Origin of the sequence: Bradyrhizobium sp. 87 (genome assembly GCF_023073015.1) — a bacterium.
Lineage (GTDB): Bacteria > Pseudomonadota > Alphaproteobacteria > Rhizobiales > Xanthobacteraceae > Bradyrhizobium > Bradyrhizobium canariense_D.
Window position 1 is genome coordinate 36,771 of record NZ_JADPIQ010000090.1, and the last position, 15,567, is coordinate 52,337.

General features: G+C 64.1%; 14 protein-coding genes. 3 read left to right on the top strand and 11 right to left on the bottom strand.

Annotation, left to right across the window (positions count from 1 at the left end; all coding sequences use genetic code 11):
* Positions 1 to 121: 121 nt before the first annotated feature.
* The 6 genes from IVB50_RS22795 to IVB50_RS22820 form a co-directional block, all read right to left on the bottom strand.
* Complete coding sequence (locus IVB50_RS22795) at positions 122 to 1,126, bottom strand: 4-hydroxythreonine-4-phosphate dehydrogenase PdxA (protein ID WP_085385275.1); 1,005 nt, start codon at positions 1,124 to 1,126, stop codon at positions 122 to 124.
* A complete protein-coding gene (locus tag IVB50_RS22800) occupies positions 1,123 to 2,697 on the bottom strand; it encodes a tripartite tricarboxylate transporter permease (protein ID WP_204511111.1) in 1,575 nt (524 codons plus the stop codon). The genes IVB50_RS22795 and IVB50_RS22800 overlap by 4 nt, the downstream gene beginning before the upstream one ends.
* An 11-nt stretch (positions 2,698 to 2,708) precedes the next feature.
* Complete coding sequence (locus IVB50_RS22805) at positions 2,709 to 3,191, bottom strand: tripartite tricarboxylate transporter TctB family protein (protein ID WP_204511110.1); 483 nt, start codon at positions 3,189 to 3,191, stop codon at positions 2,709 to 2,711.
* Positions 3,192 to 3,292: 101 nt separating this feature from the next.
* Positions 3,293 to 4,285, bottom strand: coding sequence for a tripartite tricarboxylate transporter substrate-binding protein (locus IVB50_RS22810; RefSeq protein ID WP_026232729.1), 993 nt, complete (start codon positions 4,283 to 4,285; stop codon positions 3,293 to 3,295).
* Positions 4,286 to 4,337: 52 nt separating this feature from the next.
* Entirely contained in the window at positions 4,338 to 5,597 is a 1,260-nt protein-coding gene (locus tag IVB50_RS22815) for a CoA transferase (RefSeq protein ID WP_204511108.1), read from the bottom strand.
* A gap of 9 nt (positions 5,598 to 5,606) precedes the next feature.
* A complete protein-coding gene (locus tag IVB50_RS22820; RefSeq protein WP_018454422.1) occupies positions 5,607 to 6,401 on the bottom strand; it encodes an enoyl-CoA hydratase/isomerase family protein in 795 nt (264 codons plus the stop codon).
* A 118-nt stretch (positions 6,402 to 6,519) separates the two neighbouring features.
* On the opposite strand from IVB50_RS22820, the gene IVB50_RS22825 reads away from it, so the two are divergent.
* The 3 genes from IVB50_RS22825 (at position 6,520) to IVB50_RS22835 (ending at position 10,460) form a co-directional block, all read left to right on the top strand.
* Positions 6,520 to 7,185, top strand: coding sequence for a GntR family transcriptional regulator (locus tag IVB50_RS22825; RefSeq protein ID WP_247297393.1), 666 nt, complete (start codon positions 6,520 to 6,522; stop codon positions 7,183 to 7,185).
* 310 nt (positions 7,186 to 7,495) lie between these two features.
* A complete protein-coding gene (locus IVB50_RS22830; RefSeq protein WP_247297395.1) occupies positions 7,496 to 8,467 on the top strand; it encodes an MBL fold metallo-hydrolase in 972 nt (323 codons plus the stop codon).
* Positions 8,468 to 8,639: 172 nt separating this feature from the next.
* Positions 8,640 to 10,460 carry a peroxidase family protein gene (locus IVB50_RS22835; protein ID WP_247297396.1) on the top strand — a complete coding sequence of 607 codons (1,821 nt, stop codon included), beginning with the start codon at positions 8,640 to 8,642 and terminating at the stop codon, positions 10,458 to 10,460.
* A 60-nt stretch (positions 10,461 to 10,520) separates the two neighbouring features.
* Here the strand turns inward: IVB50_RS22835 and IVB50_RS22840 are convergent, their stop codons facing one another.
* The 5 genes from IVB50_RS22840 to IVB50_RS22860 form a co-directional block, all read right to left on the bottom strand.
* A complete protein-coding gene (locus IVB50_RS22840; protein WP_247297399.1) occupies positions 10,521 to 11,240 on the bottom strand; it encodes a haloacid dehalogenase type II in 720 nt (239 codons plus the stop codon).
* Between the two features lie 87 nt (positions 11,241 to 11,327).
* Entirely contained in the window at positions 11,328 to 12,329 is a 1,002-nt protein-coding gene (glpX, locus tag IVB50_RS22845) for a class II fructose-bisphosphatase (protein ID WP_018454427.1), read from the bottom strand.
* 80 nt (positions 12,330 to 12,409) lie between these two features.
* Positions 12,410 to 13,726 (bottom strand): homoserine dehydrogenase, encoded by a 1,317-nt coding sequence (locus IVB50_RS22850; RefSeq protein WP_085353485.1) that lies wholly within the window; start codon positions 13,724 to 13,726, stop codon positions 12,410 to 12,412.
* A 29-nt stretch (positions 13,727 to 13,755) separates the two neighbouring features.
* Positions 13,756 to 14,976, bottom strand: coding sequence for an LL-diaminopimelate aminotransferase (locus IVB50_RS22855; protein WP_018454429.1), 1,221 nt, complete (start codon positions 14,974 to 14,976; stop codon positions 13,756 to 13,758).
* A gap of 214 nt (positions 14,977 to 15,190) precedes the next feature.
* The gene (locus IVB50_RS22860) at positions 15,191 to 15,466 is read right to left on the bottom strand and encodes a hypothetical protein (RefSeq protein ID WP_027517741.1); all 276 of its coding nucleotides are present in this window, start codon (positions 15,464 to 15,466) and stop codon (positions 15,191 to 15,193) included.
* Positions 15,467 to 15,567: the final 101 nt, after the last annotated feature.

Below are 15,567 nucleotides of genomic sequence, written 5' to 3' on the forward strand. Positions count from 1 at the left end.
CTCCGAGATGGAGACGTTCATGGGACAGCAACTCGTTACGACGGCGGAAGTTTCCACTTTTTCCCGGAGGCCCGAAGCTGCGCACGGCCACCGCGGGCACAAGCAGGCGCCCTCGGAGAAATCAGGCGACGCGACGAGCCGCCATCTCTCCGGCTAGCAGCAGCGCGGCGCGGCTGGCCCCGATTGATGCAATGCCCTGCCCGGCAATGTCGTACGCGGTGCCGTGCGCGGGCGTGCAGATCGGGAACGGGAAGCCGCCAAGCAAAGTCACGCCACGATCAAAACCCATCAGCTTCATCGCGATCTGGCCCTGGTCGTGATACATCGTCAGCACCGCATCGAAGGCGCCGCCCTTGGCGCGCAGGAATACGGTGTCAGCGGGAAACGGCCCTTCCGCGGCAATACCATCGCGCCGGCCGGCGGCGACCACGGGCGCAATGATGTCGATCTCCTCGCGGCCGAAATTGCCGCCGTCACCGGCGTGCGGATTGAGCCCGGCCACCGCGATGCGCGGCCGCGCAAAGCCGGCGTTGCGCATGCAGGCATCGGTCAGCTTCAGCGCGCGATGGATGCGTTCGCCGGACAGTCGCGCGGCGACGTCCTTGAGCGGGATGTGGGACGTCACGCGGGCGTTCCACAGCCGGTCCAGCACATTGAACTCGCTTGCGGGGGTTTTGAGTCCGACCACTTCGGCGGAGAATGCGATCTCGTCGTCATACTCTGCGCGGGCCAGCCGCATCGCCTGCTTGTTGAACGGCGTAAAGCAGACGGCATCGACCCGGCCGTCGCGGCCGAGCTCGAGCGCATGCTTGTAGTTGGCAAGCGCGAACCTGCCGCCGGCAAGGCTCGCGATCCCCTGCTGGATGTCGCCGGGATCGGGATGGCCGAGATCGACGAACAGAGTCTCGCCCTCCGCCGCGCGCAGATCGGCTCCCTGCTCCACTGTTGTCAGCTCCGGCTCGACGCCGGCAACGCGCGCGCCCGCGTCGAAGATGCGGCGGTCGCCGATCACGACAATCTGGCTGCTGGCGCGGATATCGTCCTGCACCACGAGCTTTGCGGTCAATTCCGGGCTGATGCCGGCGGGATCTCCCATTGCCAATGCGATGAGCGGCTTTGCGGTCATATGATCACTTTCTCCCGAGCGGTCTCTTGAGCTCTCTCTTGCGTTCTCTCTTGGGCTGTCGTCTCGTCGGTGGACGGCGCAGGCTTGCGCAGCAGGCGCGCAAGCTGCAGCACGAGCGGAAGCAGCAAAAGTGCGATGCCGGCCACGATCAGGCATGTCACCAGCTTGTTGGCGAAGAAGATCCCGAGCGATCCCTTGGACATCAGCATCGACTGCCGGAACGCGTCCTCGGCCTTATCCCCGATGACGATCGCGAGCACGAGCGGCGCCAGCGGATAGAACAGCTTCTTGAAGAGATAGCCGACGATGCCGAAGCCGAGCATCATGACGACATCGAGATAGGAGTTCGATACCGAATAGGCGCCGACGACGCAGATGATCACGATCAGCGGCGCGATGATCACGAAGGGAATCCGCATCAGGGCCGCGAAGACCGGAACGGTCAGCAGCACGAGTGCGACGGCGACGATGTTGCCGACATACATCGAGGCAATCAGGCCCCAGACAAAGTCCTTCTGGTCGACGAACAGCATCGGCCCGGGATTGAGGCCCCAGATCATCAGCCCGCCCATCATGACGGCCGCAGTGGCCGAGCCGGGAATGCCGAGCGAGAGCATGGGCAGAAGCGCGCTAGTGCCAGCCGCATGATCGGCCGTCTCCGGCGAGATGATGCCTTCAAGCTCCCCGGTGCCGAAATATCGGCCACGGCGCGAGAAGCGCCGGGCGATGCCGTAGCTCATGAACGACGCCGCAGTCGGGCCACCGGGCGTGATCCCCATCCAGCATCCGATCGCCGCGCTGCGCAACAGCGCAACGCTATGCCGCGGCAGGCGACCGATCGCGCGAAACACCTCGCGCCACTCTATCTTCGACGAGACCGCGCGGGCATGAAACTCCTCTTCGACGGCCACGAGCAGCTCGCCTATGCCGAACAGGCCCATCACCGCGACGACGAAGTTGACGCCCTTGACCAGCTCGTCGACGCCCATGGTGAGGCGCACGCTGCCGGAGACGGTGTCGATGCCGATGGCGGCGATGGCAAAGCCGATCGCCAGCGCGACGACAGTCTTGATCGGAGCAGCCCCGCCCATGCCGACGAAGCTGGCGAAGGCAAGAAAATAGACCGCAAAATATTCCGCCGGCCCGAAGGCGAGTGCGACTTGCGCCACCCATGATGCGAGGAAGGTGATCAGGATGACGCCGATCAGCGCGCCGAATGCCGCCGAGCCGAAGGCGGTGGCGAGCGCCGTCGTCGGCCGTCCATCGCGCGCCATCGGGTAGCCGTCGAAGGTGGTGGCGACAGACGACGGCTCGCCCGGGATGTTGAACAGGATCGAGGTCACGGATCCCCCGAACAACGCGCCCCAATACATGCTGGAGAGCAGGATGATGGCAGAGACCGGCTGCATGCCGAAGGTCAGCGGCAGCAGCAGCGACACCCCGTTCGGAGCACCCAGCCCAGGCAGCACGCCGACGAGAATGCCGAGCAGCACGCCGATCACCATCAGCGCCAGATGCGGCAGCGTGATCGCGATGCTGAAGCCGTGAAGGAGTTCTCCGAGATTGTCCATCGGCCTCTCCCTCAGAAGCCGAACGCCGCGGCGAGCGCGCCGTGCGGCAAGCTCACCTGGAACATGCGCTCGAACACGACGTAGAGCGCAAGCGCTGTCGCCGCCGCCATGCCAAGCGCGCGCGGCACGGATTGTTGTCGGGGGATCGCCAGCACCGCGAAGATGTACAGGGCCGAGGCGACGTACATCCCGGCCAACGGGATCGCAGCCACGAAAATCGCGGCCGGCACGAACAGGCCGGCAAGCCGGCGCAGCTCGATCGATGTGATGGCAATTGGGACGCTGGCGAGCGTCGCGGCCGGCATGACACCTCGAAACAGGTTGTAGAGGCTCCCGAGCACGATGATGATCCCGGTCAGGAACGGAAACGTCCCGGCGTCCACGCCCGCGCTCGACCAGCCGATGCCGTTATCGAGGCTGGAAATGACGACCGCCACACCGAAGCTTCCGGTGAGAACGGCTGTCGCAAGTTCGAGAGCGCGGCGCGATATCATCGAGGGCTCCGGTCAGGCCACGTACAGTGTCCGATTATGGCGCACGTGTTTTCCCAGCGTTCGCTGTCGTTCCGGCGGAGGGGTTTGAGGCGTGCGCCGCCTCACTTGACCAACCAACCCTGCTCGCTCGCAACCAGCCTGACGCGCTCGAGATCCTCCTTGATGAACTTGTCGAACTCGGCACCGGTCAGGAACGTGTCGACCTGGGAGGTTTTCTCGATGTAGTCCTTCCAGTCCGGCGTCGCCTGCACCTTCTTCATCAGGTCAACATAGAACGCGGCCTGGTCCGGCGTGACCTTGCCGGGGAGCCACACTGTGCGCGGCTGCTCATACTGCTTGATGTCGAGGCCCTGCTCGACGCAGGTCGGAACATCACCCCAGCCTTCGGTCGCGGTGACCTTGGCGCCCTGCGGCAGCCGCTTCGGGCTGAAGACGCAAAGCGGTCGCTGGGTGGCGCCACGCCATTGCCCGAGACTCTCGCTGGGATTGTTGACGTGAGAGTCCAGGTGTCCGCCGGCGAGTTGCACGGCCGTCTCGGCGCCGCTCTTGAAGGGAATATAGGTCAGCTTGATGTGGCCGGCCTTCTCGATCATGCGGGTCAGCACCTCGTCGGTATCCTTTGACTGCGCGCCGCCCATCTTGAACTCGCCTGATGCGGCCGCCTTCAGATAATCGCCCGCCGTCTTGTAGGGCGCGTCCTGCTTGACCCAGAGCAGGAACTCGTCCTGCGCCATCGCCGCGATCGGGGTGAGATCGGTGTAGTTGAAAGCGACCTTGGAGACGAGCGGCTGCTGCCAGGCATTCGACGTGCCGAAGATCACCTTGTAGGGATCGCCGGCGGACGCCTTGCCGTAGACATAGCCTTCCGCGCCGCTGCCGCCGCCCTTGTTGACGACGACGATCGGCTGCTCCACCAGCTTGTGCTTGGTGATGATGTTCTGCACGGCGCGCGCGAGATTGTCCGTGCCGCCGCCGGGCCCGGCGGTCGCCACGAACTCGATCGGCTTTTGCGGCTGCCAGGCCGAGAGCGCCGGCGTCGTGCCGGCGAGCACAATTACGGCTGCGGAGAGCAGAAGTTTTGATGTCTGACCCATGATGTCCTCCAGCTTATTTTTGTCTCTTGTTCTTGTTGTTTTCGACGTCCGGTCAGGCGACCCGTTCCTCGCCTCTTCCCGATGCCAACACGATTGCGCCTTCTTGTTCGAGCGCGTCGATCTGCTTCCGGTCGAACCCATGCTCGGCCAGCACCTCGCTTGTATGCTCACCGTAGACCGGCGCGCCCGTGCGCACTTTGCCTGGGGTCTCCGAAAACTTGACCGGCAAGCCGATCGTCTTCACGGGCCCGAGCGTGGAATGCTCGACCTCGACAACCATCTCGCGCGCCAGCGTCTGCGGATCGCTGAGCGCCTCCAGCATGTCGTGCACGGGGCCGCACGGCACGCCCTTCTCGTCCAGTGCCGCCAGCCAGTGCGCGCGCGTGCGGGTGCGGAAGCGCTCGCTCAGAACAGCTTCGAGTTCCTTCAAATTGGCCATGCGGTCGGCGCCGGTGACGAAGCGTGGATCGGCTGCGAGCTCGCTTGCGCCGAGCGCCTCCAGCATCAACAGCCAATGCTTCTTGTTGGCGCCGCCGACCACCAACCAGCCGTCCGAGGCCTCGAACGCCTGATATGGCGCGTTGAGCGGATGCGCCGAACCCATGGCCCGCGGCGCGGTGCCCGCGGCCAGCGCGATGGTCGACTGCCAGTAGGTCTGCACCAGCGCGGCCTCATAGAGCGAGGTCTCGACCCACTGCCCTTCGCCGGTCTTGAGACGGTGCGTGTAGGCCGCGAGGATGCCCATGCTCGCCAGCAGGCCGGCGGTGATGTCGGACAGCGGCGGGCCGCATTTCACGGGCGGACCATCGGGACGTTCGCCGGTAAAGCTCATGATTCCGCTCATGGCCTGGGCGACCAGATCGAAGCCGCGGCGATGCTTGTAGGGTCCGGTGCGGCCGAAGCCAGACAGCGAGCAATAGATCAGCGTTGGATGCTGCTTGTGCAGGTCGTCATAGCCGAAGCCGAGGCGCTCCATGGCGCCCGGCGCAAAATTCTCGACCAGCACGTCGGCGCCCGCGATCAGCCGCCGCAACACCTGCTTGCCGCCATCGGTCTTCAGATCCAGCACGATGCCGCGCTTGTTGCGGTTCATCATCAGGAAGGAGGCCGCCTCGTCGCCGATCTTCGGCGGCACCGAATGGCGGGTGTCGTCACCGTTCGGCGATTTCTCGATCTTGATGACGTCGGCGCCCATATCGGCCAGCATCAAGGTGCAGGTCGGCCCTGCCATGACATGGGTGAGATCGATGACCTTGAGGCCGGCAAGCGGCCCCGAACGGCCGGAGGTTGATTGCGAGCGATCGCTTTGCATCGGGGCGTCCTATTGGCCGCGCCATTGCGGCGCGCGCTTGGTGAGGAAAGCATCGAGCCCTTCGCGAAAATCCTGGCTCGTGTAGCACATCAGGATGAGGTCTTCGCCCTCGTCGGGCGTCAGGCGCCTTTGCAGGCGCGCCACGGCCTGCTTGGTCGCATTCAGCGTCAGCGGCGCGTGGCTGGCGAGCAATTTGGCAACCTCGTCCGCGCGCCTTTCGAGCGCGGCGATATCCTCGACGACCTCGCCGAGCAGCCCGACACTGGCAGCCTCGGTCGCGTCGACGAGCCGCGCCGTGAAGATCAGATCCTTGACGCGGGCGGCGCCGATCAGCGCGGTGAGACGACTGACATTGGACATCGACAGGCAGTTGCCGAGCGTGCGGGCAATGGGAAAGCCGATTTTCGCGCTTTGGGTGCCGATGCGGAGGTCACATGCCGCGGCAATGCCCGCGCCGCCGCCGGTGCAGAACCCGTTGATCGCTGCGATGGTCGGCACGCGGCACTGCTCGAGCGTGGTCAGCACCCGATCGATGCGGTTCTCATAGTCGATCGCGTCCTGCGGCGACTTGAAATCGCGGAACTGATTGATGTCGGTGCCCGCGGCAAACGCCTTGTCGCCGGCCCCGCGCAGCACCAGTACCTTGATCGCGTGATCGTCGTTGATCTCCTCGCAGATCGCGGCGAGCCGCTCATACATCGCGAAAGTGAAGGCGTTGCGCGCCTGCGGGCGGTTGAAGGTGATCCGCCCGATCCCGTCCTGGCGCTCGAAAACGAGGTCTTCCGCCTTCACCTGCTGGTCCATTTCCTCATTGTCCTTCTACTTTTCTCCATTTGTGAATGCAAAATTGTCGATTTACAAGCTGGAACTTGCCTCAATCGGAATGTAGCTTCATTTTTGCATTCAAATGGACTTCAGACCCATGCTTCATGAGGAAGTCGTCGGCCGCATCCGGGCCATCCTGCTCGACGGCGAAATCCCGCCGGGCGCGCGGATTCGCGAGCGTGAGCTGTGCGAGCGGCTCCAGATATCGCGCACCCCGCTACGCGAGGCGCTCAAGGTGCTCGCCGCCGAAGGTCTCGTGCAGCTCCTGCCCCACCGCGGCTCGCGTGCGGCAAAACTGACCGACAAGGACATGCGCGACCTGTTCGAGGTTTGCCAAGGCCTCGAAGCGCTCGCCGGCGAACTCGCCTGCGAACGCATCACCGATGCCGAGATCGCCGCGATCGCCGCCGCGCACGCTGACATGGTGCGACATTATCGCGAACGCGATCTGATCCAGTACTATCGCGGCAACCGCGCCATTCACGAAGGCATCGTCGCTGCGGCCGGAAACCCGGTGCTCGCGGGGTTGTATGCGTCCGTGACCGCGCGCATCCGGCGCGCGCGTTATGTCACGCCGATGACGGCCGAGCGCTGGGCGGTCGCCTTGCAGGAGCATGACGCCATCCTGAATGCCCTGCAGAGGCGCGACGGCGTCGGCCTCGCCCATATCCTGCGCGCGCATCTGCGCCACAAGCGCGAAGAGGTTTTGCAGGCGGGCTTTGCCGAAACGGAAGGGAGCGAGCCCACGCCGAGAATTGCGTGAGCCATAGGTTCGCGACGTACAAAGAATCTTGCGGTCACGCCAGATCGGGCGGCCAGCAGACACAATCACGACACAATCATTGATTGCTTTTGGCCGTACTGGCACGGATCGTGCTGACGAGGCTCGTCGGCAACGGACGTCTTTTGTCGCGCGCCGGAATTGCGCATCCAACTTCGACAAACCGAGATCATCGCCAAATCAATTCCACTTGCTCGCCTGCCTGAACCGGCGCAGCATTCGACCATCGGCGCGGGCCGAATGTAACGCGCAAGCAATTGCGCAAAACAAAAGACAAAAGCGGAGGAAACGCATGACAATCGATGTCTCACGTCGGTCCTTGTTGACCCTCGGGGCTGGCCTTGGTGCCAGCGCAATGCTCGGCGGCAGCGCCTTGGCGCGCGCTCCCAAGCTCGGCACCCAGACGCCCTACTGGCACCGCTTCGTTCTCGGCGACGCCGAAGTCACCGTCGTGTCCGACGGACCGCTTCCCCTGGGCGATCCCTCGGGCACCTTCACCGGTGTTTCCAAGGAAGAGGTGAAGAAGATGCTCGTCGAGAATTTCCTGTCGCCGGACAATGTCGTGCTCGAGCAGAACTCGCCGATCGTCAACACCGGCGACAAGCTCATCCTGTTCGATACCGGCATGGGCTCATCCAAGATGTTCGGCGCCACCACCGGTCGGCAGCAGAAGAGCATGACCGAGGCCGGCATCAAGCCCGGCGACATCGACGCCGTGGTTTGCTCGCATGCCCATATCGACCACATCGGCGGCATCGTGGACGACAGCGGCAAGCCGCTGTTTCCCAACGCGCAGATCTACATCTCGCAGACCGATTTCGACTTCTGGACCGACGAAGGCAAGCTCGGTAGCGCGGCCAAGGATTTCGTCGTTCACGCCCGCAAGAACCTGCTGCCGGTCCGCGACCGCATCGTGTTCTTCAAGGACGGCCAGGAATTTCTGCCTGGCGTGCAGGCAATCGCAGCGCCCGGTCATACCGTCGGCCACACCATCTTCATGGTCTCGTCGGCCGGCAAGTCCTTCGCCTTCCTTGGTGACCTGTCGCATCATCCCGTCCTGCTGCTCGAGCGGCCGCGGATGGAATTCTCCTACGACACCGACCCGAAGCAGGCGGCCGAGTCACGCGTAAAACTGCTGACCATGCTTGCTGCGAACAAGACGCCCGTGATGTCCTATCACTTCGCCTGGCCGGGCTATGGCCATGTCGCCAAGGCGGGTGAAGGATTCCACTATTATCCCGAACCGATGCAGATGACTTTGTAATCGCCGGATCTGGTCCGGGCGACGCACGCGCCGCCCGGACCATCCGAACGATCACCGCCGTCCGACTGGCCGGTAAAGAACTTCAAATTCGTGATGCCTCCGGCGGCGTTGGCAAACATTACTTCCTGTTGCAAGTTAAGTTCATTTCGCTCAATTGCGTTTGGGAGCGTCAATGTCCCGCGAGAACGATGGTTTTGTCTTCCATCGCGACCTTCTCCAATGGGTCCCGGATGTTATCTATCGGGCCGTCAACTTCTTTGTCACATGGGACAAACTGCCGACCCTGCTCGGAGCCGCCAATCTCTCGGCGTTCCGCGACCGTCTGCGGGAGCGCAATCTGCACCATACCGGCTACGGCACGACATCGCCTCGCTGGAACACGGGCAATGACCGGTGGCGTTCCGCCGACGGCTCGTTCAACAGCCTCGACCATCCGCGCATGGGCATGGCTGGCGCCCGGTTCGGACGCAATTTCGCGCTGTCAGAATGCGTACCGGACAGCCTGGACGACCTGCTCGAACCCAGTCCGCGCGTGATCTCGGAGGAATTGCTGGCGCGCCACGAATTTATTCCGGCGACCAGCCTCAATCTGCTGGCCGCCGCCTGGATCCAGTTCGAAACGCATAATTGGTTCAGCCATGGGGCCCCTAAGTCGGGAAACGAGTTCAAAATTCCGCTGACGCCAAACGACGAATGGCCTGCGGATGAGCGGATCGACGACTGCATGAAGATCCGTCGGACCGTTTGCGACGAGACGCCACGTGAACCATGGCTCGGCGCGACCCCCACGTTCCGCAACCTCAACTCGCACTGGTGGGACGCCGGACAAATCTACGGCAGCGACCGCGCAAGGCAGATGCAGATCCGTTCCGGGGCAGATGGGAAGATCGCGGTCGGCGATGATGGGATGCTTCCAGCCGATCCGGTGCATCCCGGCGCCGATCTCACCGGCTTCAACGACAATTGGTGGGTGGGGCTCAGCCTGCTGCACAATCTCTTTGCACGCGAGCACAATGTCATCTGCGACGGCTTGAAGGCGCGGTATCCGACCTGGAAGGACGAGGAGCTATTCCAGCATGCGCGCCTGATCAACGCGGCCCTGATCGCCAAGATCCACACCGTCGAATGGACGCCAGGCATCCTCGGCCATCCCGCACTGGACTTCAGCATGCACGCCAACTGGTCGGGGATCCCGTGCCGGGTGCTGCGCGCCGTGCTCGGCAAGAACAGCGAAGCCGCCTTTGGCATCATCGGCTCTCCGACGGATCAGCACAGCGCGCCCTACGCGATGACCGAGGAATTCACCGCCGTGTACCGCCTGCACCCGTTGATCCCGGAAAACCTTGATGTACGGCGGCTCGATAGCACAGAGATTACCGCTAGCGACTTGGTCAAAATGCAGGGCCCCGCCTCCCGCAAGTTCATGCAGACTCACGGCTTCGCCAACCTGCTGTACTCGTTCGGCACCGCTCATCCCGGCGCCATTCGCCTCCACAATTTTCCCAACTTCCTGCGCCGGTTCACGAAAGACGGCCAGCCGCTGCTCGACGTGGCCGCGATCGACATCATGCGTGATCGCGAGCGCGGCGTGCCGCGCTACAACCGGTTTCGCGAGCTGGTCGGCAAGAAGCGGGTCAACACATTCGAAGAAATCACCAGCATCCCCGGTGCCGCCAGGAAGATGCGCGCGATCTACAAGGGCAACGTCGATCGCGTTGATCTGATGGTCGGATTATTGGCCGAGGACCTGCCGGAGGGTTTCGGCTTCAGCGATACCGCCTTCCGCATTTTCATCCTGATGGCATCGCGGCGTCTGAAGAGCGACCGGTTCTTCACCGATGACTACCGCGCGGAAGTCTACACCAACTTCGGTCTGGACTGGATCCACAACAACGGAATGAAATCGGTGCTGCTGCGGCATATGCCGCAACTCGGACCGGCGCTCGAGGGCGTCAACAATGCCTTCGCCCCGTGGAACGTCCTGCGAGGCTGAGCCTTGGCCCATATGTTCAGCATTCCGGGCCTCGTCCGCCTCGGATGAGCGTCAGCCGCCCTAGCACCCGAGCTTGTCGGCGATCCCACCAAAATCCTTGGCGACGATGTCCCAATTGCCGTTGGCCTCGAAATCGACCTTCTGAAGCGGACCGTATTCGGTCGGCCGCGCCACGAAGGCCGTCTTCAGCCCGTTCTTCTGCGCGGCGGCGAGATCGCCGTTGTGGGCCGCGACCATCATCACCTGCTCCGGCTTGAGGCCGAGCAGGCGCGCGGCGCCGAGATAGGTTTCGGGATCGGGCTTGTAGTGCTCGAACAGCTCGGCCGACATGATGAGGTCCCAGGGAAGCCCTGCGAACTTCGCCATGTTGGTGAGCAGCGCGACATTGCCGTTCGACAGCGGCGAGATCACGAATTTCGTCTTCAGTCGGGTCAGGCCGGCGACGCTGTCGGGCCACGGGTGCAAGCGGTGCCACCCCTTGGTGAGGTGATCGAGATCGGCCTCGGTCAGGCCTGGAATCGAAAATTGCGCGACCAGTTTTTCGAGCGAGCGGCGATGCAGATCATCGAGCATGACGTAGCCGCGCTCGGGATGTTTGCGCACGTCATCCATCGAAGCCATGTACATGCCGCGCCAGCCGTCGACCAAGGCGGTCCAGTCGGCGCTGATGCCGCGGCCGTTCGTCCACCACATGAAGTCGGTGATCAGGCTGGTGCGCCAGTCGACGACGGTGCCGAACACGTCGAAGACCAGGGCTTTGACGGCGGACAGATCGGACATGGGCGCTTTCCCGTATGTTACTTATTCTTGGTCATTCCGGGATGCACCGCGAGGCGCTGGCCCGGAATGACGGCAGCGTGTCGTGACCTAGTCCAGGTGGAATTTCGCCAGCTCGCGGTGCTCGGCCTTGATGTAGCGCACGGTGCCGGTGACGGAGCGCATCACCACCGTCTCGGTCTCGATCACGCCGTCCTTGCGGAATTTGACGCCTGACAGCAGCGAGCCCGTGGTGACGCCGGTGGCGGCGAACAGGCAGTCGCCGCGCGCCATGTCCTCGATGCCATAGATCATCTTGGGATCGCTGACGCCCATCTTGGCGGCGCGCTCGCGCTTCTCGTCGGAGTCGAGGATGAGACGGCACTGCATCTGGCCGCCGATGCAGCGCAGCGCCACGGCCGCGAGCACGCCTTCCGGCGCGCCGCCGGTGCCGAGATACATGTCGACGCCGGTATTGTCGGGGTCGGCGCAGTGGATCACGCCGGCGACGTCGCCGTCGGTGATCAGGCGCACGGCGGCGCCAGTCGATCGCACGCTCTCGATGATGCTGGCATGGCGTGGCCGGTCGAGCACGAGAACGGTGATGCCGTCGGGCTTGACGCCCTTGGCCTTGGCGAGCCGGCGGACGTTTTCGGCCGGTGTCGCATCGAGCTCGACGACGCCCTTGTCGTAACCGGGACCGATCGCGAGCTTCTGCATGTAGACGTCGGGGGCGTGCAGCAGAGTACCGCCGTCGGCCATCGCCATGGTGGCGATCGAGCCCGGCATGTTCTTGGCGCACAGCGTGGTGCCTTCGAGCGGGTCGACCGCGATGTCGACCTGCGGGCCGGCGTTCATGCCGACCTTCTCGCCGATGAAGAGCATCGGCGCCTCGTCGCGTTCGCCCTCGCCGATGACGATGGTGCCCTCGATCGGGAGCTTGTTGAGCTCGCGCCGCATCGCGTCCACCGCGGCCTGGTCGGCCGCCTTCTCGTTGCCGTGCCCGCGCAGACGCGCCGAAGACACCGCCGCCCGCTCCGTCACACGCACGATCTCCAGCGTGAGAATGCGCTCGAGCAATGCTTGCGGCGGGACTGAAATATGGGTCGACATCGGCTCACTCCTTCGAAACAGTTTTGGACGGACATCTCCGCCGCATCAACTCGTAACACCCACAGTTCGTTCGAACCGTGTCAGTTCTTCTCGATCCTGATAACCTGCGGCCGTCCGCTGATCACCTTGTCCTTCTGCACGGCCGCGAGCGCACGGCGCACGGCGTCCTCATGCGTGGCATAGGTGATGAGAATGACAGGCACCGGGACCGCCTTGCCGTCTGCCGGCGCAGCGCCGCCATTGGGATGGCGCTGCACGATCGACTCGATTGAAATCTTCTGCTCGGCGAGCCGGGTCGCGATCGCAGCCGCGGTGCCCGGGAAATCGCGTGCCAGAAGGCGGATGTAGTAGCCGCCCTCGTGGCGCTCCATCGGCGCCTTCTTGGTGTCGCGCAGCTGCGAAATCGGCCGGCCGAACGGATTGGCGCGAATGCCGCGCGCAACGTCGGCGATGTCGGCGACGACGGCGGATGCGGTCGCGGCGCCACCGGCACCGGGGCCGACCAGCGTGATCGGCGGGATGCCCTCGCCATCGATCGTGACCGCGTTGGTGACACCCATCACCTGCGCTATCGAGGAGGATTTCGGAACCATGGTCGGATGCACGCGCTGCTCGATGCCCGTGGCGGTGCGAACCGCGACGCCGAGCAGCTTGAGCCGGTAACCGAGATCGTCAGCGGCACGGAGATCTTCCGGCGCGATGGAGGAGATACCTTCGACATACACCGCGCTTTGAGCAACTTTCGTGCCGAAAGCGAGGCTGGCGAGAATGGCGAGCTTTTGCGCGGTATCGTGGCCGTCGACGTCGAATGACGGATCGGCCTCGGCATAGCCGAGCCGTTGCGCGTCCTTCAGGCATTCGGCGAAGGACAGGCCCTCCTGCTCCATCCGGGTCAGGATGTAATTGCAGGTGCCGTTGAGGATGCCGTAGACCCGGTTGATGCCGGTTCCGGCAAGACCTTCGCGTAACGTCTTGATGACAGGGATCGCAGCGCCGACGGCTGCTTCGAAATTCAGCGCGCCGCCGTGCTTTTCGGCGGCCTTTGCCAGCTTGAGGCCGTGCTTTGCCAGCAACGCCTTGTTGGCGGTAACGACGGACTTGCCGGCGGCGAGCGCGGCCTCGACCGCCGCCAGCGCGGGATCGCCCGCGCCGCCCATCAGCTCGACGAAGCAGTCGATGCCCGGATGCGTGGCGAGGGCAAGCGGATCCTTGACCCATTCGATGCCGCGCAGATCGACGCCGCGCTTCTTCGCCTTCGAGCGTGCGGTGACGGCGACGACACGGATGCCACGGCCGCTGCGGCCGGCAAGCACCCGCGCCTGCGTTTCGATCAGACGGACAACTTCGGCGCCCACGGTGCCGAGCCCCGCTATGCCCACTTTCAGGGGTGCAACCATGATGCCTTGGAAAACCTGCGGAAGAGAACTTAACGCCGAGTGGCGAGCGGAACGACGTTGTGCAACGTTTCGATGCCGCTTTCAAGGAAGCGGCGCACGCCACGCGCGGCCTGCCTGATCCGTTGCTCGTTTTCCACCATGGCGATGCGGACATATCCTTCGCCATGCTCGCCGAAGCCGACGCCGGGCGAGACCGCGACACCGGATTTCTCCACCATCAGGGTCGCGAACTGCATGCTGCCGACGCTGCGGAAGGCTTCCGGCAGCGGCACCCAGGCGAACATCGATGCTTCCGGCGGCGGGATCTCCCAGCCGGCACGGCCGAACGATTCCACCAGCGCGTCGCGCCGCTTGCGGTAGGTGTCGCGCATCTCCTTGATGCAATCGTCCGGTCCGTTCAGCGCGGCGGTCGCTGCGACCTGGATCGGCGTGAACGCACCGTAGTCGAGATAGGATTTGACGCGGCCGAGTGCCGCAATCACGCGCTCGTTGCCGACCGCGAAGCCCATGCGCCAGCCAGCCATCGAATAGGTCTTCGACATCGAGGTGAACTCGACGGCAACGTCCATCGCGCCCGGCACCTGGAGCACCGAGGGCGGCGGGTTGCTTTCGTCGAAATAAACCTCGGCATAAGCGAGATCCGACAGGATCAGGATCTCGTGCTTCTTCGCGAACGCGACCAGGTCCTTGTAGAAGTCGAGGCTCGCGACATAGGCGGTCGGGTTCGAAGGATAGCAGACCACGAGCGCCAGCGGCTTCGGGATCGAATGCACGATCGCCCGCTCGACAGCCTCGAAGAATTGCGGCGTCGGCTCCGAGGGCACCGAACGGATCACGCCGCCCGCCATCAAGAAGCCGAAGGCGTGAATCGGGTAGCTCGGATTGGGACAAAGGATGACGTCGCCGGGCGCGGTGATCGCCTGCGCTACGTTGGCAAAGCCCTCCTTGGAGCCGAGCGTCGCCACCACCTGGGTGTCGGGGTTGAGCTTCACGCCGAAGCGGCGGGCGTAGTAGCCGGCCTGGGCCCGGCGCAGCCCGGGGATGCCGCGGGAGGCCGAGTAGCGGTCGGTGCGCGGCTTGCCCAGCGTCTCCTTCAGCTTCTCCAGCACGTGCGCTGGCGCCGGCAGGTCCGGATTGCCCATGCCGAGGTCGATGATGTCGGCGCCGGCGTTCCGCGCAGCTGCCTTGGCCCGGTTGACCTGTTCGAACACGTAGGGCGGAAGGCGGCGGATGCGGTAAAATTCTTCCATGGCTCTCTCGGCTCCGGGCAACCGGTCAGGACAGAATCGACAGGCCATAAAGACCAGGCGGAAGGCGCCCGCATCTCTCGCGAAAATTACTCAAGATCAAATACTTAGAGCAATCATCGACGATATTGACTGAAGTCGTTCGCCCTGACTCTCGGCTGAACTAAGGTCTTTTAGCACGGCGAGGCGGAGGCGCCAGCGATTACCTTGCGGCGCCCTATTTCGCGTCCTTGGTGGCAACCGCCTGACGGTCGCGGGCGGCAGCAAGCTCGGCCTCGATCTTGGCGCGTTGGTCCGGCGGCATGACGGCCTGATCGCGATCCGGCGGCAGATCGTGCACCGGCAGATAGCTACCGGCCTCTCTGGGATGCGCTTGAGCATCGGAAGGCGTCATATCCGCGAGCTGGCTCGAGCAGCCGCCCAGGGCGAGCGTCGCCATCAGCAGCGCGCCACAGATCCGCCGCGACTTTTGCAGGTCCCTCAACGCCAACACTAGGGAAATCCCCACTTCGTCCCAAAGCACGGCCCCGGGCAACCTTACCCAAGTCCGCGCCCAAGCTCAAACCATTGCTGCCCAAATGGTGCGAGCGAGAA

Bases quoted from the DNA above. Each gene is read 5' to 3' on its own strand.
- IVB50_RS22850 (WP_085353485.1), bottom strand. From the start codon at position 13,726: ATGGTTGCACCCCTGAAAGTGGGCATAGCGGGGCTCGGCACCGTGGGC.
- IVB50_RS22840 (WP_247297399.1), bottom strand. From the start codon at position 11,240: ATGTCCGATCTGTCCGCCGTCAAAGCCCTGGTCTTCGACGTGTTCGGC.
- IVB50_RS22855 (WP_018454429.1), bottom strand. From the start codon at position 14,976: ATGGAAGAATTTTACCGCATCCGCCGCCTTCCGCCCTACGTGTTCGAA.
- glpX (WP_018454427.1), bottom strand. From the start codon at position 12,329: ATGTCGACCCATATTTCAGTCCCGCCGCAAGCATTGCTCGAGCGCATT.
- IVB50_RS22830 (WP_247297395.1), top strand. From the start codon at position 7,496: ATGACAATCGATGTCTCACGTCGGTCCTTGTTGACCCTCGGGGCTGGC.
- IVB50_RS22795 (WP_085385275.1), bottom strand. From the start codon at position 1,126: ATGACCGCAAAGCCGCTCATCGCATTGGCAATGGGAGATCCCGCCGGC.
- IVB50_RS22825 (WP_247297393.1), top strand. From the start codon at position 6,520: ATGCTTCATGAGGAAGTCGTCGGCCGCATCCGGGCCATCCTGCTCGAC.
- IVB50_RS22820 (WP_018454422.1), bottom strand. From the start codon at position 6,401: ATGGACCAGCAGGTGAAGGCGGAAGACCTCGTTTTCGAGCGCCAGGAC.
- IVB50_RS22810 (WP_026232729.1), bottom strand. From the start codon at position 4,285: ATGGGTCAGACATCAAAACTTCTGCTCTCCGCAGCCGTAATTGTGCTC.
- IVB50_RS22835 (WP_247297396.1), top strand. From the start codon at position 8,640: ATGTCCCGCGAGAACGATGGTTTTGTCTTCCATCGCGACCTTCTCCAA.
- IVB50_RS22800 (WP_204511111.1), bottom strand. From the start codon at position 2,697: ATGGACAATCTCGGAGAACTCCTTCACGGCTTCAGCATCGCGATCACG.
- IVB50_RS22815 (WP_204511108.1), bottom strand. From the start codon at position 5,597: ATGCAAAGCGATCGCTCGCAATCAACCTCCGGCCGTTCGGGGCCGCTT.
- IVB50_RS22805 (WP_204511110.1), bottom strand. From the start codon at position 3,191: ATGATATCGCGCCGCGCTCTCGAACTTGCGACAGCCGTTCTCACCGGA.